We start from the raw sequence: 26,181 nt of genomic DNA on the forward strand, positions 1-26,181 counted from the left end.
ACGTACGGCCGCGGGTCGGTTCGCCCGACCCGGTCAGGCGTACGAGTGCAGGCCCTCGAAGAACAGGTTCACGCCGAAGAGGTTCATCAGCATGGTGAGGAAGCCGATGATCGCGATCCAGGTGGCGACCGTACGCTTCACGCTCGGGGTGGCCCGGGCGTGCAGGTAGCCGGCGTAGATCACCCAGGAGATGAACGACCAGGTTTCCTTGGGGTCCCAGCCCCAGTAGCGGCCCCACGACGCCTCGGCCCAGATCGCCCCGCCGATGACGCCCATCGTCCACAGCGGGAAGGCGAAGGCGTGGATCCGGAAGGTGAGCCGCTCGAGTACGTCGGCGGCCGGCACCCGCTCGGCGAGGCTGTACGGGAAGCTGCGCTTGCCCTGGTCGTAGCCGTTGCGGAGCAGGTAGAGCACCGCCGGCACGATGCCGAGCACGAACGCGCCGGAGGCGAACCCGATCGCCGAGATGTGCACGTAGAACCAGTACGAGTCCAGCGCCGGGACCAGCGGGCCGACCGGGGTGTAGATGACCAGGCCGGTCACGCCGAGCAGCAGCACCATGACGAGGGTCATGAACAGCCCGAGGTGCCGCAGGGCGGGCCGGCGCAGCAGCAGGCCGAGCCAGGCGGCGATGCCCACGAAGGTGATCGCGAGCACGAACTCGTACATGTTGCCCCACGGCATGCGTTCGGCCGCGATGCCCCGGGTGACCAGGGTGGCGAGGTGCACGACGGCGGCGACGACGGTGAGGACGACGGCGATCCGACCGGCGAGCGCGGCCCGGCCGGACGGTTGCGGGCCGTCGGGCTGCGCGCCGGCCGGCCCGTCGATGGCGGACAGCGGCTCGACGGCGACCGGCGGCGGCTCGACGGCGGCACCGGCGCCGACCAGGGCCGGTTCGCGGGCCGGCCGGACGGCGACGCGGCCCACCACGCTGCGGTCGCCGAACGCGAACTCGACGGCGTGACAGATCATGGCGACCAGATAGGCCATGATCGAGACCACCAGTAGCTGGTCGGACAGTGCGGCCATCAGCTGTTCCTCTCGCTGCGCTCGACCGCCGCCACGAGTTGCTTGAACTCGTCGGCGAACCCGGAGTAGTCGGTGCGCGGCAACCCACCGGCCTCCAACAAGCTACTACCGTCCGTCGTGGAAGCGGCGGCGGGGGCCTCCGAGCCGCTCTTCCGCGCCGGTCCGGCCCCTGCTGTCGGCGTACCGGACACCGTCCGGAACCAGATCCGGCGGCGCTTGCCGAAGATCGACATCATCAGGCCGGCGAGCATGACGATCGAGCTGATCAGCACGATCCGCTCGCCCGGGTCGTACCGGACCGACAGCGTGATGAACTCGCGGGTGCCGACGAACTCGACCGTCGAGCCGTCGTCGAGCGTCCAGCTCTCGCCGGGGCGCATCAGCTTCGCCTCGCCGACCTGGTTGAGCTTGCCGGCCTGCACCTGGCGCTGGTCGAGAACGTAGACCGAGCTGGGGATACCGGCGTCCAGGCCCAGGTTGCCCCGGTAGGCGATCAGCATCAGGGCCGGGGACTCCTCGGCCGGGAACACCGAGCGGACGTACGGCGGGGCGTCCGGGGCGGTTGGCAGGTAGATGCCCTCGAACGCCATCTGCTGGTTAGGGTCACGGTCACCGGTCGCCGGATCGATGTTGACGTCCGGGAACGCGGCGACACCCTCGCCGGTGAGGTTGCCGTCGGTGGTCAGGAACGGGGCCACCGAGGTCTGCGCCCGGCCGAGCCGGTCGGTGTAGCGGATCACCGGGGCGTAGCCGTGGCCGAGCAGGTAGACGTTGGCGCCGTCGAGGCGCAGCGGCGAGTTGACCGAGAACTCGACGTCGCGTGCGGCGCCGCCGGCCTCGTCGACCTTCGCGCTGGCCTGGAAGTACGACGGCTGCCCGGTGTCCCGGAAACGGGCGTCGAAGTCGGTCAGTTCCAGGCAGAACGGCGGCAGGTCGGCCGCGTCGACCCGGGGACCGAGTCCGGTCTCGGCGTACTGCTGGAGGTTGTTGCAGAACGCGGTGTCCGGGCCGGCGACCAGCAGGCGGTTGCCGTGCCAGCCGTACCAGGAGCCGAACGCGACGCCGAACAGCACACCGATCAGGGCGAAGTGGAAGACCAGGTTGCCGGTTTCCTTGAGGTAGCCCTTCTCGGCCGACACCTCGCCGTCGCGAACCACCACCCGCCACCGCCGCTTGCGCAGCACCGCGGCGATCCCCGCCGGGTCGGCGGCCGGGCCGGCCAGGAGCGCGTGCTGCGGCAGCCGGTCGAGCCGGCGCGGCGCGGCCGGCGGCGCGGTCCGCAGGGCGCGTACGTGGTCCCGCAGGCGGGGCACGATGCAGCCGACCAGCGAGACGAAGAGCAGGACGTAGATCGCCGAGAACCACGGCGAGGCGAAGACGTCGAACCCGCCGAGCCGGTCGAGGATCGGATAGAGGTCCGGGTTCGCCCGCCGGTACGCCTCGACGTTCTCGATGTTGACGTCGCGCTGCGGCAGGATCGAGCCGGGGATGGCCGCGACGGCGAGCAGGAAGAGCAGAACCAGCGCCGTACGCATGCTGGTGAGCTGCCGCCACGAGTTGCGCAGCAGGGCCAGCACCCGGTTGGGTCGGCGCGGCGGCGGGGCGGCGGGTGGGGCGACCCGGTCCTCGACGACGGACATCAGATCACCACCGTCACGTCGCCGACGTTGAAGGTGGTCTGCAACCAGATCACGAAGTCCTGCCAACCGCCGGTGATGAGAGCCAGTCCGATGACGATCAGCAGCGCGCCGCCGACCCGGGTCACCCAGCGACTGTTGCGCCGGACGGCCCGGAAGACCCCGAGCAGCCGCTGGAAGAACAGCCCGAACACCACGAACGGCAGCCCCAGCCCGAGGCAGTACGCGACCGCGAGCACCACCGCCCGGTCGGTCCGGCCGCTGACCGCGGCCATCGTCGTCACCGCGCCGAGGGTGGGGCCGACGCAGGGCACCCAGGAAAGCGCGAAAACCGCCCCGAAGACCGGGGCGCCGAGCAGCCCGGCGGACGGCAGCTTCTGGATGCGGAACTCGCGCTGCATGCCGGGTACGACGCCGAGGAAGGCCAGGCCGAGCAGGATGACGATCAGCCCGGCACCGATCTCCAGGGCCCGCTCGTATTCGAACAGCACCCGGCCGATGCCGGCGAACAGGATCGCGGTCGCGGTGAAGACCACGGTGAACCCGGTGACGAACAGCAGCGTCCCGGCCAGCACCCGGCCCCGGGCCGCGACCGGCGTACGGGTCGCCACGGCGACCCCGCCGCCGGTTTCCTCGCCGGACGCCGGGGTCGCCGGGCGGCGGGCGTCGAGGTCGGCGCCGGCCAGTCCGGTCACGTACGACAGGTAGCCCGGCACCAGCGGAAGCACGCACGGGGAGAGGAAGCTGACCAGGCCGGCCAGGGTGGCCGCGCCGATCGCCAGCAGCAGCGGGCCGCCCTGGGCGATCTCCGCGAAGGTGTCGCCCATCAGCGGTCCTGCGGCCGTTCCGCGGCGATCCGGGCGACGATCGGTTCCAGCGTCTCCTGCCGTACCGCCTTGCGGATCACCACCGCGATCCGGCCGTCGCGGTCGAGGACCACGGTCGCTGGAACGGTGTTGGGCGGCAGCACCTCGAACTCCAGCGCAAGCCGGCTCGCCGGATCGAAGAGGCTCGGGTAGCTGACCCGGCCCTCCTCGAAGGCGATGGCCTTGTCGCGGGCGTCCTGCACGTTGATGCCGATGAAGCGCACGCCGCTGTCCCTGGTCGCCTGGAAGGTGGCTTCCAGGTCGGCGGCCTCGGCCCGGCACGGCGCGCACCACGAACCCCAGAAGTTGACCACCACGACCTGGCCCCGGTCCTGGGTGAGGTCGTAGCGGCCGCCGTCGAGCAGCTCACCGGTGACTTCGGGGGCCCCGGCCGGCTGTCCGGCGCGCACTCGATCACGCCGTCCGGCGTGGTATCGCAGTTCTGCTCCCAACCGCTGTCGCGGGTGCAGCCCGCCAGCGCGACGGCCGCGAGCAGGGCCAGCAGCACCGTCAGGCCGCCGCGCCGGCCCCTGCGGCTCACACCCGCCCCGGTCGCCGCCTTCGTGGCGGAACTCGACATGGCCTCATGCCCCCTTGGCCGTACGGGCCCCGGGCGACATGGCGACCAGGTGCGCGGCCGGCTCGGAGTAGCCGATCCCGACGACCTTGGCGCCGTCGAAGTGGAAGGACGTCAGGCTCGCCAGCCCGCACTGCCGCTTGCGCGGGTCGTGCCACAGCCGCTTGCGTTCCACGTGCCGGCGCAGCGTCCAGATCGGCAGCTGGTGCGAGACGCAGACCGCTTCGCGGCCCTCGGCGGCGACCCGGGCGGCGTGCACGGCGGCGAACATGCGTTCGGCGATCACGGTGTACGCCTCGCCCCACGACGGCGTCACCGGGTCGCGCAGCACCCACCAGTTGCGGGGGTCGCGGAACGAGCCGTCGCCGGGCGACACCCGCTTGCCCTCGAACCAGTTCCCGCTCTCGATCAGCCGCTCGTCGACCGCGACCTGGAGGCCGAACTGCGCGGCGATCGGTTCGGCGGTGTCCTGCGCCCGTTCCAGCGGGCTCGCCACGACGTACGAGATGTCCCGGTCGGCCAGTGCCTGCGCCGCCGCCTTGGCCATCTGGGTACCGAGTTCGGACAGGCGGTAGCCGGGTAGTCGCCCGTAGAGGATCTTCTCCGGGTTGTGTACCTCACCGTGCCGCAGCACATGGACGACCGTCTCAGCCACCGTTCACCCCCGCCTGTCAACCACCGTGCGTCCGCGCGGCCGCGGCCGCGTCGGCAGCGGCCGGAAGGGCCGCCGCGATCTGTTCCAACGCGGCGTCGTCCAACGCCGTGGAGACGAACCACGACTCGAACGCGCTCGGCGGCAGGTAGACCCCGGCCGAGAGCATCGCGTGGAAGAAGGCCCGGAACGCGGCGGTGTCCTGCGTGCGCGCGCTGTCGTAGTCGACGACGTCGGCCTCGGTGAAGAAGATCGAGAACATGTTTCCGGCGTACGACAGCCGGTGCGGGACGCCGGCCGCGGCCAGGGCGTCGGAGGCCAGCTTGCCCACGGTGGCGGACAGTTCGTCGAGCCGGCGGTACAGCGCCGCGTCGGCCAGGCGCAGGGTGGCCAGGCCGGCGGCGCAGGCCAGCGGGTTTCCCGACAGCGTGCCGGCCTGGTAGACCGGACCGGCGGGGGCGAGCCGGCCCATGATCTCGGCCCGGCCACCGAAGGCGGCGGCGGGCAGCCCACCGCCCATGACCTTGCCGAAGGTGAACAGGTCCGCGTCGACCGGGTCGAGCCCCGCCCAACCACCGGCGGAGACCCGGAATCCGGTCATCACCTCGTCGACGATCAACAGGGCGCCGTGTTCGTGCGCAATGCGGGCAAGTTCCTGGTTGAAGCCGTCGCGGGGAGCGACCACGCCCATGTTGCCCGGGGCGGCCTCGGTGATGACGGCCGCGATGTGGTCGCCGTCGGTCGCGAACGCCGCCGCCACCGCGGCCGGATCGTTGTACGGCAGCACGATCGTCTCGCTGGCCGCGGCGCCGGTCACGCCGGGCGAGTCGGGCAGGCCGAGGGTGGCCACCCCGGAGCCGGCGGCGGCGAGCAGCGCGTCGACGTGCCCGTGGTAGCAGCCGGCGAACTTGACGATCCGCGACCGGCCGGTGAACCCGCGGGCCAGCCGGATGGCCGACATGGTCGCCTCGGTGCCGGAGTTGACCAGGCGGACCTGCTCGACGGGGGTACGGTCGACGATCTCCGCCGCCAGCTCGACCTCACCGGCGGTCGGGGTGCCGAAGCTGGTGCCCCGGGCGGCGGCCTCCTGCACGGCGGCGACCACCTCCGGGTGGGCGTGCCCGAGGATCAGCGGGCCCCAGGAGCTGACCAGGTCGACGTAGCGGCGGCCGTCGGCGTCGAAGAGCCAGGGGCCGGCGCCGCGCGCCATGAACCTCGGCGTGCCACCGACCGCCTGGAAGGCGCGCACGGGAGAATTGACCCCGCCCGGGATGATGCTTCGGGCGCGGTCGAACAGGGCCTCGGAGGCGGGCGCGTCAGCCGGGAAACGGCTGGCACCGGCGGAATGAGTCTCGGTCACGGTGCTGCCATTCTGACAGCGCTGCGGCGCTGGCCGGCAGCCACCCCTGCCGCGGGCCGTCCACGTCACCGCGTGGAACCCACCCGTCACCGGTCGACAGGCCGGGCGGGCGGGAGCGCGATAAGGTGGCCTTGTGGAGCGTCCGGAGCTGTCGATCGCGGTGCAGCGTACGGCCGACGAGGCGGTGGTGACCCTGGTCGGTGAGATCGACATGCTCACCGCGGCCCGCCTGTCGAGCACAGTCAACGAACTACTCACCGATCCGCCGCCCCGGATCGTCCTGGACCTGGCCGGTGTGACGTTCTGTGACTCCCAGGGGCTCGGCACCCTCGTCGTGCTGAGCCGGAAGGCGAGCCACTCACGCAGCCCGTTGATCCTCACCAACGTGGGCGACTTCCTGCTGCGGGTGCTCGACATCACCGGCCTGCGCTCGGCGCTGATGGTGCGCAACGAGCAGTCCGCGGGCTGATCCGAACCGGGGTCGCCCCTGCTGGCGCGGCGTCCTCTGCGGGCGCGGCGGCCGCTGCCGCTCAGCGGTCGCGGGCGTCGACCGTGGCCAGCACCCCGAGCACCGCGGATCCGGTGGCGAACCCGACCACCACGAAGACGGCGGCCTGTAGCCAGCCGCTGGCGCCGGCCAGCAGCGAGTTGGCCAGCAGTACGCACAGCAGCCCCGCGATCGGGCCGCTGAGCAGCGCCAGCAGGATCGCGGTACGCCGCCGGCCGGGGTCGGGCCGCGCGAGCGTGTGAAGCCGGTACGGCCGGTCGAGGTGGCCGGGCGCGGGGAGGGTCTCACGCTGCGACATGCTGCACAACTACCCGCATCGACAGCGCTGGAAACGACACCCGGGGCGTGCCCCGGGTGGGCGCGGCGGACGGCCGTCAGGTGCCGGATCTCCAGCGGGCCTGTTCCAGCAGTTCGACGGCGCGTTCGCGGGCCTGCGGATCGTCGGAGCGCAGCTGGGCCGTTGCCGCGTCGACCGCCTCGGCCAGCGACCGCCACTGTGCCTCGCGGGCGCGCACGGCCTCGGACTGCGCCGCCAACTGGCGGCTCTTGGTCCACAGGTCGACGAAGATCGACACCTTGGCCCGCAGCACCCACGGGTCGAACGGCTTGGTGAGGTAGTCCACCGCGCCGACCGCGTAGCCGCGCAGGGCGAGTTGCGCGTCGCGGTCGGCGGCGGTCAGGAAGATGATCGGCACGTGCCGGGTCCGTTCCCGACGCTTGATGTGGCTCGCCGTCTCGAAACCGTCCATGTCGGGCATCTGGGCGTCGAGCAGGATCACCGCGAAGTCGTCGACGAGCAGCCGTTTCAACGCGGCCTCGCCGCTCTCGACGGCGACGGATTGCACCGGTAGCCCCTGGAGGATCGCCTCCAGGGCGAGCAGGTTGTCCTTCCGGTCGTCGACGAGCAGTGCTTTGGCCATCTCGGTCACTGGGTGGAGCCCTTCGTCGTGGTGCCGGCTGCGTACGCGTCCGGTCCGGACGCCCGGACGGTCACGCCTGCACCTCCCGACCGCCGCCGTTGACCCAGTCGGCCATCAACGCGATCAGGTCGTCGAGGTCGACGGGCTTGGTGATGTAGTCGCTGGCCCCGGCCGTCAGTGCGGACTCCCGGTCGCCCGGCATCGCCTTGGCGGTCAGGAACACCACCGGCAGGTCGGCGAACCGGTGGTTGCGCCGGATCGCCCTGGTCGTCTCGTATCCGTCCTGGTCAGGCATCATCGCGTCCATCAACACGATATCGACCTCGGGATGCTCGGCGAGCAGGCGTACCCCCTCGGCCCCGTTGTCCGAATAGAGCACCGTCATCCCGTGCAGTTCGAGTGCGCTGGTCAGGGCGAAGACGTTCCGTACGTCGTCGTCGATGATCAGCACCGTGGCGCCGTCGAGCTGGCGGGTCACCGGCGCGGCCGGCAACTCCTCGACGGCCGGCAGCACCAGCGACGGGCTGCTGACCCGGGCGGGCGGCAGCGGGGTCGGTCCCGGCGTCACCACCGCGTCCGGGGCGAGCACATCCGGCAGGAACAGCGTGAACGTCGATCCCTCGCCGGGCGCGGACGACACGATGATCGTGCCGCCGAGCAACTGGGCGATGTCCCGGCTGATCGACAGGCCCAGCCCGGTGCCGCCGTACCGGCGGCTGGTGGTGCCGTCGGCCTGCTGGAACGCCTCGAAGATCAGCGACAGCTTGTCGTCGGATATGCCGATGCCGGTGTCGATCACGGCGAACGCCACCACCTGACGGGCGGTCGCCAACGCCGGTACGTCGAAGTACATCCCCTCCGGCGCCGGACCGATCTGGAGCGTGACCGCCCCGGTGTCGGTGAACTTGACCGCGTTGGAGAGCAGGTTGCGCAGGATCTGCTGGAGGCGCTGCGCGTCGGTGACGACCACCGGCGGAAGGTCCCTGGAGATCCGTACCTGGAAGTCGAGGTTCTTCTCCTCGGCCTGCGGGGCGAACGCCTGCTCGACGTACGCCTGGATGCCGGTGAAGTCGACCTCGACCGGCTCGACGTCCATCCGGCCGGCCTCGATCTTCGACAGGTCGAGGATGTCGTCGATCAGGGAGAGCAGGTCGGACCCGGCGCTGTGGATCGTACGGGCGAACTCGATCTGCTTCGGGCTGAGGTTCTGCTCGGTGTTGTCGGCGAGCAGCCGGGCGAGCAGGAGCAGCGAGTTGAGCGGCGTACGCAGCTCGTGGCTCATGTTGGCCAGGAACTCCGACTTGTACGCCGACGCCCGGGACAGTTGCTGCGCCTTTTCCTCCAGACCGATCCGGGCCATCTCGATCTCGCGGTTCTTGGTCTCGATGTTGCCCTTCTGCTCCGACAGCAGTTGTGCCTTGTCCTCCAGTTCGGCGTTGGTGCGCTGCAGTTCCGCCGACTGCTCCTGCAACTCGTGGGCCAGCCGCTGGGACTGGGCGAGCAGTTCCTCCGTACGCCGGTTGGCCTGGATCGTGTTGAGCGCGATCCCGATCGTGGCGACCAGCCGTTCGAGGAAGGTCAGGTGCAGTTCGGAGAAGGCTGCGACGCAGGCGAACTCGATGACGCCGAGCAGTTCGCCCTCGAAGAGGACCGGCAGGACGACGAGGTCGCGCGGGGTCGCGTCGAGCAGGCCGGAGCGCAGGGTGAGCTGGCCGGACGGGACGGTGGTGCCGACCCGGATGATCCGCCGGGACACCGCGACCTGGCCGACGAGCCCCTCCCCGGGGCCGAAGGTGACGTCGTGGTCGCGGGCGACGTAGCCGTACGAGGCGGTCAGCCGCAGCCGGGTGACGGCCTCGTTGTTGTCGGCGAGGAAGAAGGCGCCGAGTTGGGCGTCGACGAGTGGTGTCACCTCGGTCATGATCATCCGGCAGACCTCGCCGAGGTCCCGCTGGCCCTGGAGCAGCCCGCCGATCCGGGCCACGTTGGAGTCGAGCCAACCCTGCTCGGCGTTCTTCTTGGTCGTCTCGCGGAGCGTGACGATCATCTGGTTGATGTTGTCCTTCAGCTCCGCGACCTCGCCCTGCGCCTCGACCGCGATTCGCTGGGTCAGGTCACCGCGGGTCACCGCGGTCGAAACCTGGGAGATCGCCCGCAGCTGGGTGGTCAGGGTGGAGGCGAGCTGGTTGACGTTGTCGGTCAGGTCGCGCCAGGTGCCGGCGACGCCACGCACCTGGGCCTGACCACCGAGCTTGCCCTCGATGCCGACCTCGCGGCCGACCCGGGTCACCTCGTCGGCGAACGACGACAACTGATCCACCATCGTGTTGACGGTCGACTTCAGCTCCAGGATCTCGCCCTGCGCGTCGACGGTGATCTTCTGGCCGAGGTCGCCCCGGGCCACGGCGGTGGTGACCGAGGCGATGTTCCGCACCTGGGCGGTCAGGTTCGACGCCATCGAGTTCACGTTGTCGGTCAGGTCCCGCCAGGTGCCCGAGACGCCACGCACCTGGGCCTGACCACCGAGCTTGCCCTCGATGCCGACCTCGCGGGCCACCCGGGTCACCTCGTCGGCGAACGACGACAACTGATCCACCATCGTGTTCACCGTCGACTTCAACTCCAGGATCTCGCCCTGCGCGTCGACGGTGATCTTCTGCGACAGATCGCCGCGGGCAACAGCGGTCGACACCTGGGCGATGTTGCGGACCTGGGCGGTCAGGTTCGACGCCATGAAGTTGACGTTGTCGGTCAGGTCCCGCCACGTGCCGGCGACGCCACGCACCTGGGCCTGACCACCGAGCTTGCCCTCGGTGCCCACCTCGCGGGCCACCCGGGTCACCTCGTCGGCGAACGACGACAACTGATCCACCATCGTGTTCACCGTCGACTTCAACTCCAGGATCTCGCCCCGGGCGTCAACGGTGATCTTCTGCGAAAGGTCGCCCTTCGCCACCGCGGTGGTGACCGAGGCGATGTTGCGGACCTGTGAGGTCAGGTTCGACGCCATCGAGTTGACGTTGTCGGTCAGGTCGCGCCACGTGCCGGAGACGCCCTTGACCTGGGCCTGGCCGCCAAGCTTGCCCTCGGTGCCCACCTCGCGGGCCACCCGGGTCACCTCGTCGGCGAACGACGACAACTGATCCACCATCGTGTTCACCGTCGACTTCAACTCCAGGATCTCGCCCCGGGCGTCAACGGTGATCTTCTGCGACAGGTCGCCCTTCGCCACCGCCGTCGACACCTGGGAGATGTTCCGCACCTGGGAGGTGAGGTTGCCGGCGAGCTGGTTGACGTTCTCGGTGAGGTCGCGCCACGTGCCGGACAGGCCACGTACCTGTGCCTGGCCACCGAGCTTGCCCTCGATGCCGACCTCACGGGCCACCCGGGTCACCTCGTCGGCGAACGACGACAACTGGTCCACCATCGTGTTGACGGTGTCCTTGAGTTCCAGGATCTCGCCCTGCGCGGCCACGGTGATCTTCTGCGAAAGGTCGCCGTTGGCCACCGCGGTCGACACCTGGGCGATGTTGCGGACCTGGGCGGTCAGGTTCGACGCCATCGAGTTGACGCTGTCGGTCAGGTCCTTCCAGGTGCCGGCGACGTTGGGCACCTCGGCCTGGCCACCGAGCTTGCCCTCGGTGCCCACCTCGCGGGCCACCCGGGTCACCTGCTCGGCGAAGAGCCGCAGCGTGTCGGTCAGCGAGTTCATGGTGTCGGCCAGTTCGGCCACCTCGCCCCGGGCCGACACGGTGATCTTCTGCGACAGGTCACCGCGGGCCACCGCGGTCGCCACCTGCGAGATCGACCGCACCTGGTGGGTCAGGTTGGAGGCCATGGTGTTGACCGAGTCGGTCAGGTCCTTCCACGTACCGGCGACGCCGCGTACGTCGGCCTGGCCGCCCAGCTCGCCCTCGGTGCCCACCTCGCGGGCCACCCGGGTCACCTCGTCGGCGAACGACGAGAGCTGGTCGACCATGGTGTTGACGGTGCGGCCGATCCGGAGGAACTCACCCCGCAGCGGTCGGCCGTCGATCTCCAGGTGCATGTGCTGGGAGAGGTCGCCGTCCGCCACCGCGACGATGACCCGGGCGATCTCGGTGGTCGGCCGACCGAGGTCGTCGATCAGGGAGTTGATGGCCCGCTGGCCGTCGGCCCACGCCCCGTCGAAGCCCTCCTCGTCCAGCCGCTCGGTGAGTCGACCGTCGCGACCGACGATCCGGCTGATCCGTCGTACGTCGAGGTTCTGCCGCTCCTGGAGCCCGACGACCTCGTTGAAGGCGTCGACGACCTCGCTCCCCACGCCGGTGCGCCGGGGAAGCCTGGTCTTCAGCTCGCCACGGCGGACCCTGCGCAGCGCCTCGGCCAACTCGTCGAGCAGGGCAGCTTCCTCGGACCGGGTCGGGTCGGCGGCCGGGGCCTGCGGTTTCGCCGTCGTCATCGCGCCTCGCTCAGATCTGGGACAGGGCAGCACGTCAACCGGCCGTTTTTACCGGCCGGTACCTCATCATTGCTCCTTTGCGGCGCCGAGTGCGAGCGTGACCATGGTTGGGGCGGCACCCGGTTGGGTGCCCGGCTTGGAGGATCAGGGGCCGCCGGTGGAGGATGCAGGGGTGTCAGCGGAGACCGGACAGGGCCCGACCGGGGCGGACGAGCACGTCCGCAAGGTGCGGCTCCCCGCCGATCGGCGTACCCCGGCGGCCGCCCGGGCCGTGGTGCGGTCGGTGCTCGCCGACGCCGACCTCGACGAACTGCTCAACGAGGCACTGCTGCTGACCACCGAACTGTCGACCAACGCGGTCATGCACGCCAAGACCGAACTGGACATCGAGGTGGTCGCCGATCCCGGCGGGCTGACCGTGACGGTCACCGACTTCGCGGCCGGACCGCTCGAGACGGTACGCGTCACCCCGAAGAATGACCATACGGACATATCGGAAGTATCCGAGCGGGGTCGGGGCCTGCTGCTCGTCGACCACTTCTCCAGCCGGTGGGGCACCACCCACCTGCCCACCGGTAAGGGCGTGTGGTTCCGGCTCGACCGCAAGAACGGCCCACCGCCCGACCCGCCGGCCGCCGGCCACCGCCACAACCCCGGGCCGCAGCCGACCCCGATGATCCCGGCCGCGCCGGAGGCGAGCGACGCACCCAGCGCCGGCGCGATGAACGCGCTGATGCACGTCGCCCCGGACGCCTACGCCGACGACACGCTGTCCGACTTCGCCGGCGCCCTGCTCGCGCGGGTCGCCGAGATGGTCGGCGCCGCCGGCGGCACGGTCCGCCTCGACCGTGGCGACGGCGCCGGCGCCCAACTGCTCGCCCGGTACGGCCGGCACCCACGCCCCGAAGACGATCTGCTGCGGGTGCCGCTCGCGGTCAACCGGCCGTACTCCGGTGAACTCGAACTCGACGCGGCGCCCTCCGGCTATGCCCGGCCGCTGGCCGCGCTGGTCGCCGAACGGCTCTCCCTGCACCTGGAGAACGACCGGCTGCGCCGGGCCGACGTACGCCGGCAGACCTGGTTGACGTTCCTCGCCGAGGCCAGCGAGTTGCTCGCCCAGTCCCTCGATGTCGAACTGACCATGGCCCTCATCCCGCAGCTCGTGGTGCCCCGGCTCGGGCAGTGGTGCGCGGTGCACACCACCGACGAGTGGGGCCGGCTGCAACTGGCCGCGGCGAGCCACGCCGACGAATCGGTGCTGCCCCAACTCCACGACCTGCTCAAGGAGAACGGCTCCGACTCGCTCCACGGACGGCTGCGCGAGGCGTCGCGGTCCGGGTCGCAGGTGCCGCTCGGCGCGCCGATGGACGGGATCGCCGTACCGCTGATCGCCCGTGGGCAGCGGCTCGGCACCCTGGCGGTCGGCCGGCACCAACGGCACCGGCACGACCCCGACGAGGTGGCGGTCCTCGAAGACGTGGCCCGGCGGGCCGCGCTGGCCATCGACAACGCCCGGATCCACGACGAGCGCCGCCGGATCGCGCACACCCTGCAACAGTCACTGCTTCCCCGGTGCTGCCGGTCGTCGAGGGCATCGGGTTCGCCGCCGAATACGTCCCCACCGGCGACACCGCCGCCGTCGGCGGCGACTTCTACGACGTCGTACCGCTGCCCGACGGCCGCTGGCTGGTGGTCATCGGCGACGTGTCCGGCAAGGGCGTACAGGCCGCCGCGGTGACCGGACTGGTCCGCGACGTCATCCGGGTGCTCGTCGGCGACGGCAAACCGCTGCCCGAGGCGTTGGCCCGGCTCAACAAGACCCTGGTCGAGCGCGGCGGCGGACGCTACTGCACGCTCGCCCTCGCGGCGGTCGGCCGGGCCGGCGACGGCCTGCTCGACGTGTCGCTGCACCTGGCCGGCCACGACCGGCCGGTGCTCGTACGCTCCGACGGCCGGGCCTCGTTCATCGGCACCGGCGGCACCGCCCTCGGCCTGCTCGACACGATCACCTCACCGTCACTGGGGGTGCCGCTGCGCCCTGGCGACGCGCTGGTCTTCTACACCGACGGGGTGACCGAGCGGCGGCGCGGCCGGGAACTGTTCGGCACCGAGCGGCTGCGTGACGCGGCAGCCCCGCTCGCCGGCTATTCGGCCGACGTGGTGGCGGCCCGGCTGCGGAGTGCGACCCTGGGCTTCTCGGTCGAGTCGCCGCGCGACGACATCGCCATCCTGGTGATCCGCAACGACGGCACCGCCTGATCCGCCGCCCGGCCCGGGCGGCGGCCAGATGATCACGCGGGCTCAGCCCTGCCGGGCCGCGGCGGACACGTCCTCCGGCTGACGCGGCGCGCTGACGCCGGTGCCTTCGGACCGCGGGTCGAGCGCCGCCCGGGGCTGGTCGACGGCCTGCGCGAGCAGGAGGCAGACGAAGGCCGCCAGCGCCGACGCCGTCCGGACCAGGTGCAGGGACCACCAGCGGTCGCGCAGGGCCGACCAGGTGTCGGGAGGCTCGTCGGGGTTCCACGAGTTCGCGGTGCTGTTGAGCGGCTCCAGCCAGGTCACGGTCAGGACGATGACGCCGATCGTCAACAGGGTCGCGGCGAGGCTCAGGGCGAAGGTGGTCCCACCGCGCCGGTAGGACAGGGCGGAGGTCGCGACCAGCAGCGCGACACAGGTCAGCAACAGCACCGGCATGGCCCGCCCGTAGTCGACGTTGAGCGCCTGCCAGTACCTGACGTACGCGGGCCCGGGCAGCTCGCGTAGGGACGGGGCGAGCACGGTGAAGATGACGCCGCCGGCGAACAGGCCGAGTAGCAGCGCCGCCGCGGTGCGTATGACGGTCAACAGGCTCACGGTCTCCGCCTCTCACCCGACAATTACTTAGAACGGCATAATTTCATTAGAGCTTGATCCAGTCAATTCTTTGGCAGGATGGGGCGGTGCGCAAGCAGCCGAAGCGGCGCTACACCAGCGACCTGCGCCAGGAGCAGGCCGCCGCGACCCGGCAGCGGATCGCCGAGGCGGCCCGCGAGTTGATGCTGGAGCACGGATACGCCGGCACGACCATGGCGGACGTGGCCCGCGCCGCGGGCGTGGCCGTGCAGACGCTGTACACGTCCTGCCCGGGCGGCAAGCCCGGCCTGGCCAGGCTCGTCTACGACGTGGCCCTGGCCGGTGACGCCCAGCCGGTGCCACAGAGTGATCGGCCGCAGGTGCACGCGATCATCGCCGAACCCGACCCGACGCGGAAGCTGGAGCTCTACGCGGCCATGGCGACGGGCGTCTTCCAGCGGATCGGCGCGGTGCACCGGGTGCTGCGGGCGGCCGCGAGCGCCGGGTCCGGCGATGTCGGCATCGACGAACTGTTGGCGGACACCGAGCGGCAGCGGCTGGTCGGCAGCCGTGGGCCGGCCGACCACCTGGCCCAGGTGGGCGCTCTCCGTGCCGGCCTGACCGTCGACCGCGCGGCCGACCACATATACGCGCTGACCTCGATCGAGGTTTTCGAGCGCCTCACCGGGATCTGCGGCTGGAGCGCCGTCGACTACGAGCGGTGGCTGGCCCGGACGCTGATCGACACCCTGCTGGCCGGGCAGGGCGGGTGCGCCCCGGCGCACGAGGCGGGCCCACCGGTGCCGGCCGACTAGCGGACGGTTGCCCCAGGGTCGCCCGGCCAGGGCTTACGCGGTCAGCGGTTGCCCGGAAAGCGGCCGGGGGCGAGCCGGGCATGCGGGTCGAAGCGGTGCTTGATCCGGCGTAGCAGGGGCAGGGTGGCAAGGTCGCCCCACAGGTCGACGGCCTCCCTGATCGGCGTCGGCGCGGCGACCACCACACAGGTGCCGCCCCGGCCGAGCAGCACCCCGCGCACCGCGGCCAGGATCGCGGCCACCCGCTCCGGCGGCAGCCGGCCGGGCAGCGCCGCGTGCACGACTCCGACGCCGACCGAACCGCGTACGGGCACGGCCGAGCCGGCGGCGTCGCGCAGCGCGTAGATCGCGGCGTGCAGGTCCCCGACCGGCACGTCGAGCTGGAGCGCCACGTCACCGGCTCCGAACGGGTAGCGCCGCCACCAGTCGGGCGGCCCGCCGTACGCCTGCGCGTTCCCGCCGGCGACCGCGGTCAGCTCGGCGACCCGCTCGGCGACCTCGGCGGGACCCCCTTCGAGCAGCATCGACAGGGTGCCGGGCCCGGCCGACGGGCGGGTCGTCCGGGCACCGGCGCCCAGTGCCTGCGGGGTCGGGCGCAGGTCGACCTCGATCGCGGCGGGAGCCAGCCCGCTTTCCCGTACGTCACGCACCACGTCGTGCATCTCCAGCGGTGTCCAGACCGACCGGGACACCCAGACCCGGCTGGCCGGGGTCGGCTGGACCCGCAGGGTGGCCGACACCACGACGCCGAGCGCGCCGAGCGAACCGCAGAGCAGCCGGGCCGGGTCGGGTCCCGGCGTCCACGCCGCCGACCAGCCTGCCGAGCGGGTGACGGCGCCGGACGCGTCGACGTAGCTGAGCCCGACGAGCTGGTCGGCCGGGGTGCCGTGGAGCTGGCGCAGGGGGCCGGCCTCGTCAGCGGCGACCACCCCACCGACGGTCGCGCCGGGTGACGGCGGATCCAGGGGCAGGCGCTGGCCGACCCGGTCGAGCGCCGCCTGCACCGCGCGCAGCGGCGTGCCGGCGCCGATCTCGACGACGAGTTCGTCCGGAGCGCCGGGCCGGATGCCGGCGAGCCGGCCGGTGTCGAGCACGATGTCGACCGGGGCGGCCGGCGCCCCCCAGTCGATCTTCGAACCGGCGCCGCGGGCGACCACGGAGAGATCCTCCTGAGCAGCGACCCGCAACACGGCGCTCACGTCGTCGACCGATCCGGGCGCGGCCACCCATCGGGCCGGAACGCCGGCCACGAGATCGGCCGGCCCGGCGGCCCGGGCGAACCGGGACCCACAGATTTCCCCCAATCGCCGCACCAGATCGGGACCACTCGCCGGTGCCATCGTCACCTCATCCCCGTAGCGCCTCGTCAGCCCCGTGACGCCTCGTCAGCCAGGGCCGGTCGCACGTGACGTGGACGGGAGGCGGGACGAGGCGAAATCAACCACCACCGATCGTACACATGTTCGAACGCGTCGCAATGGACGTCCACCGTTCGACGACACCGGCGGGACGTACGCGCGGGCCGCGCGTGCGCGGCACGTGTGGCCGCGACGCCGGGCGGTAACGTGGCCGTCGTGACGACCGAGACGCCCGCCACCGCCGCCCCCGTCGCCAAACGGGTACCCGCCGAGCGCACCCACCACGACGACACCGTCATCGACGAATACGCCTGGCTCGCCCGCAAGGACGACCCGGAGACGATCGCCTACCTGAAGGCGGAGAACGACTTCACCGAGGCCAGCACCGCCCACCTGGCGGACCTGCGCGAGACGCTGTTCGCCGAGATCAGGCAGCGCACCCAGGAGACCGACCTGTCGGTGCCGACCCGCAAGGGCGGGTACTGGTACTACACCCGGACGGTCGAGGGCCAGCAGTACGGGATCCAGTGCCGCCGCGCGATCCGCGACGGCGAGACCGAGCCGCCCATGCCGGCCGACGGTGCGCCGTTGGACGGCGAGGAGATCCTGGTCGACGGCAACGCCCTCGCCGAAGGACAGAACTTCTTCGCGCTCGGCACCTTCGACATCAGCCCGGACGGCAACCTGCTGGCGTACTCGACGGACTTCGCGGGCGACGAGCGTTTCACCTTGCGGATCAAGGATCTGCGGACCGGTGAGGTGCTGCCCGACGAGGTGCCCGACACCTTCTACGGCAGCGCCTGGTCGGCCGACGGGTCGACGCTGTTCTACCTCACCGTCGACGAGGCCTGGCGCCCGCACCGGGTGTGGCGGCACACGGTCGGCAGCCCCGCCGCCGACGACGTCGTTGTCTACGAGGAGGCCGACGAGCGCTTCTGGGTCGGCATCGAACTGACCCGCTCGGAGAAGTTCGTCGTCATCGACGTACACAGCAAGATCACCAGCGAGGTCCGGGTGATCCCGGCGAGCAACCCGACCGGCGAGCCGGCGGTCATCGCCCCCCGCCGGCAGGGCGTCGAGTACTCCGTCGAGCACCACGGGCACCGGTTCCTGATCCTGCACAACGACGGTGCCGAGGACTTCGCGCTGGCGTACACCTCGGCCGACGCGCCCGGCGACTGGGTGCCGATGATCGAGCACTCCCCCGGCACCCGGCTGGAGTCGGTCGACGCCTTCGCCAACCACCTGGTCGTGTCGCTCCGCAAGGACGGTCTCACCGGGCTGCGCGTGCTGCCGATCGGCAGCACCGACACCTTCGACATCGACTTCCCCGAACCGCTCTACAGCGTCGGACTGTCCGCCAACCCCGAATACGACACCAACTCCATCCGGCTCTCCTACACCTCGCTGGTCACCCCGGATTCGATCTACGACTACGACCTGGTGACCCGCCGGCTGACCCTGCGCCGGCGCAAGCCGGTCCTGCCGGGTCCGGACGGGCGGCCGTTCGACCCGGCCGACTACGAGCAGCACCGTGACTGGGCGCTCGCCGACGACGGCACCCGGATCCCGATCTCACTGGTCTGCCGGGCCGGCACCCCGCGCGACGGATCCGCGCCGTGCGTCATCTACGGCTACGGCTCGTACGAGGCGAGCATGGACCCGTGGTTCTCGGTGGCCCGGCTGTCGCTGCTCGACCGTGGGGCGATCTTCGCCGTGGCGCACATCCGCGGCGGCGGCGAGATGGGCCGCCGCTGGTACGAAGACGGCAAGATGCTCGCCAAGAAGAACACCTTCACCGACTTCGTGGCGGCGGCCCGGCACCTGGTGAAGAGCAGCTGGACGTCAACCGACCGGCTGGTGGCCCGCGGCGGCTCGGCCGGCGGACTGCTGATGGGCGCGGTCGCCAACCTGGCACCGGACGCCTTCGCCGGCATCGTCGCGCAGGTGCCCTTCGTCGACGCCCTCAACACGATCCTCGACCCGTCGCTGCCGCTCACGGTCACCGAGTGGGAGGAGTGGGGCAACCCGCTGCACGACCCCGAGGTCTACGCCTACATGAAGACCTACACGCCGTACGAGAACGTGGCGGCGGTGGACTACCCGGCGATCCTGGCGGTCACCAGCCTCAACGACACGCGGGTGCTCTACCACGAGCCGGCGAAGTGGGTCGCCCGGCTGCGGGCGGTCGCCCCGGGCGGCTCCTACCTGCTCAAGACCGAGATGGGCGCCGGCCACGGCGGACCGAGCGGCCGCTACGACGCCTGGAAGGAAGAGGCGTTCATCAACGCCTGGATCCTCGACCACCTGCCCCCGTCCGCCTGACGATCCCTCCGCGATCCTGCACTGGTCTCCCCCGTCCTGTCGGGCGACCAGTGCAAGATCGCGGGGATGGGTCAAAGGGTGGCCAGGGTGGCCAGAAGGGCGGGGTCGATGTTGCCGCCGCTGACCACCGCGACGGTACGGCCACCCGGCAGCTCGCCCGCCCGGAACATCCGGGCCGCCGTCGTCACCGCCCCGCTCGGCTCCACCACCAGGCGGGCGTCGCGCACCAGGCGGGCGTTCGCCGCCCGGATCTCGTCCTCGGTGACGGTCACGATGCCGTCGAGATACCGACCGAGGTGGGCGAGGGTGAGTTCGGACAGGTTCGTGCGCAGCCCGTCCGCGCTGGTCCGGTAGGTGTCCGCCAGGTCCCAGACGACGACCTCGCCGGCGGCGAGGGAGTCGCGGGCGTCCGCCGCGTACTCCGGCTCCACGCCGATCACGGCGACGTGCGGAGCGAGCGCCTTGACGGCGGCGGCGGTCCCGGACGCCAACCCGCCGCCACCGACCGGCACGAGCACCACGTCGACGTCGGGGGCCTGCTCCACGATCTCCAGCCCGACGGTCCCCTGGCCGGCGATGATCGACCGGTCGTCGAAGGGTGGGATCAGCGTCAGTCCGGCCGCTTCGGCGATCCGCCGGGCCTCGGTCAGCCGCTCGGCCGGCGGGACGATCACGACGGTGGCGCCGAGGGCCCGCACCTGGTCGATCTTGATCGCGGGCGCGCCCTCGGGGATGACGACGGTGCAGGGCGCTCCGGCGGCGCGGGCCGCGTAGGCGAGGGCCTGGCCGTGGTTGCCGGACGAGTGGGTGACCACGCCGCGGGCGCGGGCGTCGGGGGCAGCGAGGCGACGGCGTGGGTCGCGCCGCGTAGCTTGAACGACCCGACCGGCTGGAGACTCTCGGCCTTCAGCGTCAGGCCGTCGTCCCACCGGCAGGGCACAAGCGGGGTACGCAGGGCGACGCCGTCGATCGACGCGGCCGCGGCTCTGATCTCGTCGAGGGTCACCAGTCGCATGCCACCACTATGCGGGCGCCGGCCGGGGCGCCGCGCGGTCCAGTCCCGCTCCGGTGGACCGCACCGCCGACTTGAAACTGTTTCACCAAACAGCGGAGCCCCCGACACCTAGAATCGGGCAAAGCGCGCGATTCGGGGGACCGCGATGAGCAGGCACGATCCGGCCGGCAGCGACCCGACCGACCCCGCCGGCCCCGGGCCAGCCAACCAACCACCCGGACCAGCAGACCAGCCCCGGCCGGCCGGAGAGCCCGGCCCGGCCACCCCGTCCGGCGGCACTCACACCGGTCCGCCCGGCCCGGGCCCGACCTGGCCGGGCCCGACCGGCCAACAGGTCCCGACGGGCCCAGGTCCGACCGGCCCAGGTCCGACGGGCCAACAGGGCCGGCCGCCGGACTGGTCCACACCCGAGACCGCGGCGACCGCACCGCCGCTCGGCGGCGGGCAGTCTTCGTTACCGCCACCCGACCTTCCCCCACCACCCGACCTTCCGCCCCCGTACGGCCAACCCCACCAGCCGCCCCCGGAACGCCGCGGCCGGCTCGCGTTGATCATCGTGATCGTGGCCGTCGTACTGCTCTGCTGCTGCGTCGGGGTGGCGGTGAGCGCCCTGTTCTGGGGACGCGACTTCTATGACGATGCGCGCGACCGCGGTGGCCGTACCGTCGGGCTTAACCAGCCGGCCCGCGATGGCGACCTGGAGTTCCGGGTGATCGGTCTCGAGTGCGGCATCGGCCGCATCGGCGACCTGTTCGTCAACCAGAGCGCCGTCGGCCAGTTCTGCCTGGTCGACCTGGTGGTACGCAACGTCGGCGACCGCCCGGCGACGTTCTCCGACAACCTCCAGAAGGCGTACGGCCCGACGGACAAGCAGTTCGGCGCGGACAGTGGTGCCGGGGCGCTCGCCAACATCGACCAGCAGGTCTTCCCCGATCAGCTCAATCCCGGCAACCAGGTCACCGGCGTGGTCGTCTACGACATCCCGCCGGATGCCCGGATCGTCCGCCTCCGGCTGCACAGCGCGAAAGGCTCGCCCGGGGTGACCGTCCGTACCGAGTGACGTCAGCGGCGCCGGACGGCGACGACGGCGATGTCGTCGTGGATCTCGGGAGCGGCCAGCTCGACCAGCAGCCGTTCGGAGAACCGGTCGAGGTCGGCGTCGACCGTTGCCGCGCAGGTGGCCAGGGCCCGCAGCCCCTCGTCGATGTCGGCGTCGCGCCGCTCGATGAGCCCGTCGGTGTAGAGGACCAGAGTCGCCCCGGGTGGCAGGGTGAACTCGAGGTCGTCGGGACGCCGGGCCCGTACGCCGAGCAGCGGCGCCCGGCGCTCCAGGTAGTCGACCCCGCGATCGGTCACCAGCAGCGGCGGGAGATGGCCGGCGCTGGCCATCCGGACCCGCCCGGTGGCCGGGTCGAGCAACAGCAGGCAGACCGTGGCCAGCTCACCGGGAAGCAGGGTACGCAGCAGTTCGTCGACGCGTTCGAGGACGGCCCCGGCTGGTGGCCCTCGACCGCGTACGCCCGGACGGCATGCCGCACCTCGGCCATGACCGTCGCGGCGTGCAGCGAGTGGCCGGCGACGTCGCCGATCGCGACGAGCAACTGCCCGCCGATCATCGCGAGCTCGTAGAAGTCGCCACCGATCTCGGTCTGCGCGCTCGCGGGCTCGTAGCGTACGGCGAGGTCCAGGCCGGCGATCTCGGGTATGCGGCGGGGCAGGAGGCTGCGTTGCAGGGTGACCGCGATGCGGTGCTCCTCGTCGTACGACCGCTGTGCCTCGACGGCGGCCGCGACCGCCTGCGCCAGTTGACCGAGCACCGGCACCCCGGGCAGCGGCCCACTCGCCGGCACCACGACGTACAGCGGGGGTCGGTCGGCACGCAGCCGCGCCGACGCGACGGCCACCTCCTCCTCGGGCCAGTCCAGCAGGGTCCACCGGTCACGCGGCTCGTTGCGGACGCTGGAGCCGACCGGCGTGTCCGGGCCGCTGATCGCCCACGGCCGCACCCACGGCTCGGCGGCCGGTCCGGTGGTGACCGCGGCCAGGCATTCACCGTCGCTGCTCTCGGCGGCGACCACCGCCGGTGCGTCGTAGATCCGGGCCGCTCCGGCAGCCGCCGCCTCGATCAGCCGGATCAGCGTGGGCGCGGAGTTGACCGCGAGCGTCGCGTCGGCGAGCAGGCTGAGCCGGCGGACGAGCAGTTCGGCCCGCTGCCGGGCCCGGTAGTAGCGCAGCACCGCCTGGGTGGTCGCGACCAGTTCCTCGGGCTCGATCGGCTCGGCGAGGTAGGCGTCGGCGCCCCGGGTCAGCCCCTGGGCCCGGTCGATGACGTCGACGGCGTGCGCGGAGACGTGGATGACCGGCAGGGCGGAGTGCCGCGGATCGGACTTGATCTTCTCGCAGACGTCGAGCCCGTTCATGTCCGGCAGCCGCACGTCGAGCACGACGAGGTCGATCGGCAGCTCGCCAACCATGGCCAGGGCCTGACCACCGGTCTCCGCCTCGACGACCCGGTATCCGGCCCGGGTCAGCCAGTTGACCAGCAGGTAGCGCTTGGTGACGCTGTCGTCCACCACCAGCACGGTCGCCGGGTCGGGCCCCACCGGTCAGGCCCCGTCGCCAGCCACGGGCAGGACGAGGGTGAAGGTGCTGCCCCGCCCCGGTTCGCTGGTCAGTTCCAGCGAACCACCGAGCAGGCCCGCCAGTCGCCGCGCGTACGGCAGACCGAGCCCCGTCCCCGCCTTCGCAGTGCCCGGCACCTGGTAGAACTCCTCGAAGATCCGTTGGTGCAGCTCGGCGGGGATACCCGGGCCGGTGTCGACGACCGACACCCGCCAGCCGCCGGCCACCGTCTCGGCACGCATCCGGACCTCGCCGCTTTCGGTGAACTTCAGCCCATTGTGCAGCAGATTCCGCAGTACGCGGGTGAGGAGCACCTCGTCGGAGCGGATGACCGACGGTGCCGGCGGGTCCTCGACCTCCAGCCGCACGTCGGGGGTGGACAGGGCGCGCAGGGTGCCCCGCAACTGGCCGAACACCATCCGCAGGTCGACGTCGGACCAGTTGGGCTCGATTCGGCCCGACTCGGCCTTGGCGAGGTCGAGCAGATCGTTGACCAGCGACAGCAGGTCTGCCGCCGACGACCGGATCAGCTCCACGTGGGTCGTCTGCTCGGGGGTCAGCGGATCCGAGGCCGGATCGGCCATCAGCCGCCCGAGCCCGATGATGGCGGTGACCGGCGCCCGCAGCTCGTGGCTGACGTTGGCCAGAAACCGGCTCTTCGCCTCGCTGGCGGCCCGCAACTGCGACGACTTCTCGTCGAGTTCGGCGTAGAGCGCGACGACGCCCCGGTTGGTCTCCTCCAGTTCTTCGGAGAGCTGCCCGTAGAGCGCCATCACGCCCCGGTTGGTCTCCTCCAGCTCCTCGTTGAGCCGGGCCAGGTGGTCCCGGTGGGTGCGTACCTGCTCGAGCGCGGTCAGCAGTTGCTCGTTCTGTACGGCCAGTTCGTCGAGCGGGGTCCCCGGCAGACTGGCCTCGAGCTCGGCGCGCAGCTCCGCGATCCGCTCCGGGCCGGGCGATGGCGCGGTGGCCGGGAATCGGCGCGACATCCGTACGACCATCGCCGTCTCGTCGTCGTCCATCTCCAACGTGTCCACCAATCGTCCGACCGCGGCGAGGTGCCCGCCGGGCAGGTCGCCGACCCGTACCGCGGCGGCCGGTCGCACCTCGATCCGCAGTGCCGGTCGAAGACCTCCTGTCTGGGCGAAGAATGCCACGTCGGCGGGACCGCCGCACGACAACAGGAGCCGGCCCACCTCGCTGAGCGCGGTGGCGATCCGGATCTGGTCCTGGTGTTCGAAGCCGACCGCGTCGGCCACCTCACGGCCGCGCTGACGTACGACGAAGATGTCCTGCTCGATCCGGAGCGTCATCGACAGGATCAGCGTCGGATCGGCCTCGGCCGACCGGCCGTCCGGCCCGCTCATCCGGGTGTCCGGGCGACGAGTACGCAGGCGTCGTCCCGCCGTACGCCGGCGTCGCGCAGCATGGTCGCGGCGATGAGCTGCGGGGCCCGGGTGAGCAGGCCCGGGTAGTCGTCCGCCCGCCACCGGTCGGCGACCCCGTCGGAGTGCATGATCACCACCCCGGTACGGGGCAGCGCGTAGTCGTACTCCCGGACGACGCGGCGTTGGTGGCCGGCGATGCCGGGCATCGACACCATGCCCCGGCGGGTGTTCCCGTCGATGACGACGCCGGCGATGTTGCCCAGCCCGGCATAGCGGACGACGGCGGCCGCGGCGTCCAGTTCGGCGACGGCAACCGCGGCGCCACGGGTGTGACCCAGCGCGCGGTGCAGGTGCTCGACGAGCGCGGCCGGCGGCACCGCCGGAGCGGTGTGGAAGGCGGACACGGCGGCCGCGGTGGCGGCGGCGGCGAGCGGGCCGTGGCCGAGTCCGTCGCAGAGCAGGAGTTGGTGCCTTCCCTGCGTGACCCGGACGGCGAACCCGTCGCCGCTGACCATCTCGCCGGTCAGCGGCCGGACGACGCCACCGGCCCAGCCGGGTGCCGGCGCCGGCCCGGGCCACACCTGCACGGCGAGTACGGTGCCGCGTCCGGGCACGCTGTGCGCGTCGGACCAGCTCGCCTGGCGGGCGATCGAACCGAGTCCGATGCCGAGCGTGCCGGCGGTGGAGTGGCCGTCGCGGGCCGAGTAGGCCAGGTCGACCATGCCCGGCCCGGAGTCGACCGCGATGATCTCGACTCCGGCGATATCGTCGGCGCGTACCGGTCGCAGCAGCAGCACACCCTCGTCGGCGTGCTTCACCAGGTTGCTGGTGAGTTCGGCGGCGGCGATGGCCAGCGCGGCGGTCGGGCCGGCGCCGAGGTCGATCTGGGCGGCGAGCCGCTCGGCGGCCCGCCGGACGGCGCTGGCGCTGCTGGCTTCCTCGACGCGGAACCAGATGCCCTCGTCGCCCAGTCTCTCCGGGTTCGCCACGGCTGCTCCGATCAGCGGGACCATTTGGTCACCGTGACGCGGGTGCCTCGGCCCACCGCGGTCTCGATGTCGAACTCGTCGACCAGCCGGCGGGCGCCGCTCAGGCCCAGGCCCAGGCCGCCGCCGGTGGTGTAGCCGTCGGTCAGCGCCAGGTCGAGGTCGGTGATCCCGGGCCCGTCGTCGGCGAAGACGATCTGGATGCCGCGCCGGCGGCCGTTGTCGACCACGGCGACCGACACCGAGCCGCCGCCCCCGTAGACCAGGGTGTTGCGGGCGAGTTCGCTGGCTGCGGTTACCAGCTTGGTCTGGTCGACCAGCGAGAGCTTGACCGCCACCGCGACCGTACGCACCAGCTGCCGGACACGTACGACGTCCTCGTCCGCGGCGATGGTCTGCGTCTGGGTCTGGCCGGTTTCGAGCCCGGCGGTCATGGCGACTTCGCCACCGGCTCGGCCTCGGTGGAGTCGATGTCCTCGTCGTCGAACTCGAGATCATCGTCCGGCCGGGCAAGCAGTTCGATGCCGCGCTCGACGTTGAGCGCGGTGCGGATCCCGTTGAGTGACAGGCCCAACTCGACGAGGGTGATCGCCACGGCGGGCCGCATGCCCACCACGACCGTCTCGGCGTCGAGCACCTTGGAGATCGAGGCGATCGTGGCGAGCATCCGGCCGACGAACGAGTCGACGATGTCCAGGGCGGTGATATCGATGATCACACCGTGGCAGCCGGTCGCGACGATCCGCTCGGCCAGATCCTCCTGCAGCTGGACGGCGGTCTGGTCCTGCATGTCGATCTGGATCGAGACGAGCAGGATGTCGCCGATCTTCAGAACCGGTACGCGTTCCAC

At 71.7% G+C, this 26,181-nt stretch carries 18 protein-coding genes and 4 pseudogenes; 5 read left to right on the forward strand and 17 right to left on the reverse strand.

Going from position 1 to position 26,181, the window contains the following annotated elements; genetic code table 11:
* Positions 1 to 33 precede the first annotated feature (33 nt).
* From ccsB to hemL, 6 genes and pseudogenes are all read right to left on the reverse strand, one after another.
* Positions 34 to 1,032: a c-type cytochrome biogenesis protein CcsB gene (gene ccsB / locus Prubr_RS10900; protein WP_212824561.1), complete on the reverse strand. Its 999-nt coding sequence runs from the start codon at positions 1,030 to 1,032 to the stop codon at positions 34 to 36.
* Positions 1,032 to 2,672, reverse strand: coding sequence for a cytochrome c biogenesis protein ResB (gene resB / locus Prubr_RS10905; RefSeq protein WP_212824563.1), 1,641 nt, complete (start codon positions 2,670 to 2,672; stop codon positions 1,032 to 1,034). The genes ccsB and resB overlap by 1 nt, the downstream gene beginning before the upstream one ends.
* On the reverse strand, positions 2,672 to 3,496 hold the full coding sequence (locus tag Prubr_RS10910) for a cytochrome c biogenesis CcdA family protein (protein ID WP_212824565.1): 825 nt from the start codon (positions 3,494 to 3,496) through the stop codon (positions 2,672 to 2,674). The genes resB and Prubr_RS10910 overlap by 1 nt, the downstream gene beginning before the upstream one ends.
* Positions 3,496 to 4,115 (reverse strand): annotated as a pseudogene (locus Prubr_RS10915) (TlpA family protein disulfide reductase). The gene Prubr_RS10910 and the pseudogene Prubr_RS10915 overlap by 1 nt, the downstream one beginning before the upstream one ends.
* Before the next feature lie 4 nt (positions 4,116 to 4,119).
* Positions 4,120 to 4,767 (reverse strand): histidine phosphatase family protein, encoded by a 648-nt coding sequence (locus Prubr_RS10920; protein WP_212824567.1) that lies wholly within the window; start codon positions 4,765 to 4,767, stop codon positions 4,120 to 4,122.
* Positions 4,768 to 4,783: 16 nt separating this feature from the next.
* Positions 4,784 to 6,124 (reverse strand): glutamate-1-semialdehyde 2,1-aminomutase, encoded by a 1,341-nt coding sequence (gene hemL, locus Prubr_RS10925; protein ID WP_212824569.1) that lies wholly within the window; start codon positions 6,122 to 6,124, stop codon positions 4,784 to 4,786.
* 133 nt (positions 6,125 to 6,257) lie between these two features.
* On the opposite strand from hemL, the gene Prubr_RS10930 reads away from it, so the two are divergent.
* Positions 6,258 to 6,593 carry an STAS domain-containing protein gene (locus tag Prubr_RS10930; RefSeq protein WP_212824571.1) on the forward strand — a complete coding sequence of 112 codons (336 nt, stop codon included), beginning with the start codon at positions 6,258 to 6,260 and terminating at the stop codon, positions 6,591 to 6,593.
* 61 nt (positions 6,594 to 6,654) lie between these two features.
* Here the strand turns inward: Prubr_RS10930 and Prubr_RS10935 are convergent, their stop codons facing one another.
* From Prubr_RS10935 to Prubr_RS10945, 3 genes are all read right to left on the reverse strand, one after another.
* Positions 6,655 to 6,930 carry a hypothetical protein gene (locus Prubr_RS10935; RefSeq protein ID WP_212824573.1) on the reverse strand — a complete coding sequence of 92 codons (276 nt, stop codon included), beginning with the start codon at positions 6,928 to 6,930 and terminating at the stop codon, positions 6,655 to 6,657.
* Positions 6,931 to 7,006: 76 nt separating this feature from the next.
* A complete protein-coding gene (locus Prubr_RS10940) occupies positions 7,007 to 7,561 on the reverse strand; it encodes a response regulator (RefSeq protein ID WP_212824575.1) in 555 nt (184 codons plus the stop codon).
* Positions 7,562 to 7,622: 61 nt separating this feature from the next.
* A complete protein-coding gene (locus tag Prubr_RS10945) occupies positions 7,623 to 11,993 on the reverse strand; it encodes a HAMP domain-containing protein (RefSeq protein WP_212824577.1) in 4,371 nt (1,456 codons plus the stop codon).
* 172 nt (positions 11,994 to 12,165) lie between these two features.
* Between Prubr_RS10945 and Prubr_RS10950 the strand changes: the two are divergent.
* Positions 12,166 to 14,252, forward strand: a pseudogene (locus Prubr_RS10950) (SpoIIE family protein phosphatase).
* Positions 14,253 to 14,294: 42 nt separating this feature from the next.
* Here the strand turns inward: Prubr_RS10950 and Prubr_RS10955 are convergent.
* Positions 14,295 to 14,837, reverse strand: coding sequence for an anthrone oxygenase family protein (locus tag Prubr_RS10955; protein ID WP_212824579.1), 543 nt, complete (start codon positions 14,835 to 14,837; stop codon positions 14,295 to 14,297).
* Positions 14,838 to 14,932: 95 nt separating this feature from the next.
* On the opposite strand from Prubr_RS10955, the gene Prubr_RS10960 reads away from it, so the two are divergent.
* Entirely contained in the window at positions 14,933 to 15,640 is a 708-nt protein-coding gene (locus Prubr_RS10960) for a TetR/AcrR family transcriptional regulator (protein ID WP_212824581.1), read from the forward strand.
* Positions 15,641 to 15,681: 41 nt separating this feature from the next.
* Here Prubr_RS10960 and Prubr_RS10965 read toward each other — a convergent pair whose 3' ends face one another.
* Complete coding sequence (locus tag Prubr_RS10965; protein ID WP_212824583.1) at positions 15,682 to 16,980, reverse strand: FAD-binding oxidoreductase; 1,299 nt, start codon at positions 16,978 to 16,980, stop codon at positions 15,682 to 15,684.
* Positions 16,981 to 17,214: 234 nt separating this feature from the next.
* Here Prubr_RS10965 and Prubr_RS10970 point away from each other — a divergent pair, with 234 nt between their 5' ends.
* The gene (locus Prubr_RS10970) at positions 17,215 to 19,323 is read left to right on the forward strand and encodes a S9 family peptidase (RefSeq protein ID WP_212824585.1); all 2,109 of its coding nucleotides are present in this window, start codon (positions 17,215 to 17,217) and stop codon (positions 19,321 to 19,323) included.
* A gap of 71 nt (positions 19,324 to 19,394) precedes the next feature.
* On the opposite strand, the pseudogene Prubr_RS10975 reads toward Prubr_RS10970, so the two are convergent.
* A pseudogene (locus Prubr_RS10975) lies at positions 19,395 to 20,338 on the reverse strand (threonine ammonia-lyase).
* A gap of 562 nt (positions 20,339 to 20,900) precedes the next feature.
* Between Prubr_RS10975 and Prubr_RS10980 the strand changes: the two are divergent.
* Positions 20,901 to 21,398 (forward strand): DUF4352 domain-containing protein, encoded by a 498-nt coding sequence (locus tag Prubr_RS10980; RefSeq protein WP_212824587.1) that lies wholly within the window; start codon positions 20,901 to 20,903, stop codon positions 21,396 to 21,398.
* 2 nt (positions 21,399 to 21,400) lie between these two features.
* Here the strand turns inward: Prubr_RS10980 and Prubr_RS10985 are convergent.
* The 5 genes and pseudogenes from Prubr_RS10985 to Prubr_RS11005 form a co-directional block, all read right to left on the reverse strand.
* Positions 21,401 to 22,941 (reverse strand): annotated as a pseudogene (locus Prubr_RS10985) (SpoIIE family protein phosphatase).
* A gap of 3 nt (positions 22,942 to 22,944) precedes the next feature.
* Positions 22,945 to 24,324, reverse strand: coding sequence for an ATP-binding protein (locus Prubr_RS10990; RefSeq protein ID WP_212824589.1), 1,380 nt, complete (start codon positions 24,322 to 24,324; stop codon positions 22,945 to 22,947).
* The gene (locus tag Prubr_RS10995; protein WP_212824591.1) at positions 24,321 to 25,358 is read right to left on the reverse strand and encodes a SpoIIE family protein phosphatase; all 1,038 of its coding nucleotides are present in this window, start codon (positions 25,356 to 25,358) and stop codon (positions 24,321 to 24,323) included. The genes Prubr_RS10990 and Prubr_RS10995 overlap by 4 nt, the downstream gene beginning before the upstream one ends.
* Complete coding sequence (locus tag Prubr_RS11000) at positions 25,346 to 25,765, reverse strand: ATP-binding protein (RefSeq protein ID WP_212824593.1); 420 nt, start codon at positions 25,763 to 25,765, stop codon at positions 25,346 to 25,348. The genes Prubr_RS10995 and Prubr_RS11000 overlap by 13 nt, the downstream gene beginning before the upstream one ends.
* Entirely contained in the window at positions 25,762 to 26,181 is a 420-nt protein-coding gene (locus tag Prubr_RS11005; protein WP_212824595.1) for an STAS domain-containing protein, read from the reverse strand. Before Prubr_RS11005 ends, Prubr_RS11000 begins: the two co-directional genes overlap by 4 nt.

Origin of the sequence: Polymorphospora rubra (assembly GCF_018324255.1) — a bacterium.
GTDB lineage: Bacteria > Actinomycetota > Actinomycetes > Mycobacteriales > Micromonosporaceae > Polymorphospora > Polymorphospora rubra.

Bases quoted from the DNA above. Each gene is read 5' to 3' on its own strand.
- ccsB (WP_212824561.1), bottom strand. From the start codon at position 1,032: ATGGCCGCACTGTCCGACCAGCTACTGGTGGTCTCGATCATGGCCTAT.
- resB (WP_212824563.1), bottom strand. From the start codon at position 2,672: ATGTCCGTCGTCGAGGACCGGGTCGCCCCACCCGCCGCCCCGCCGCCG.
- Prubr_RS10910 (WP_212824565.1), bottom strand. From the start codon at position 3,496: ATGGGCGACACCTTCGCGGAGATCGCCCAGGGCGGCCCGCTGCTGCTG.
- Prubr_RS10935 (WP_212824573.1), bottom strand. From the start codon at position 6,930: ATGTCGCAGCGTGAGACCCTCCCCGCGCCCGGCCACCTCGACCGGCCG.
- Prubr_RS10945 (WP_212824577.1), bottom strand. From the start codon at position 11,993: ATGACGACGGCGAAACCGCAGGCCCCGGCCGCCGACCCGACCCGGTCC.
- Prubr_RS10965 (WP_212824583.1), bottom strand. From the start codon at position 16,980: ATGGCACCGGCGAGTGGTCCCGATCTGGTGCGGCGATTGGGGGAAATC.
- Prubr_RS10990 (WP_212824589.1), bottom strand. From the start codon at position 24,324: ATGAGCGGGCCGGACGGCCGGTCGGCCGAGGCCGATCCGACGCTGATC.
- Prubr_RS10995 (WP_212824591.1), bottom strand. From the start codon at position 25,358: ATGGTCCCGCTGATCGGAGCAGCCGTGGCGAACCCGGAGAGACTGGGC.
- Prubr_RS11000 (WP_212824593.1), bottom strand. From the start codon at position 25,765: ATGACCGCCGGGCTCGAAACCGGCCAGACCCAGACGCAGACCATCGCC.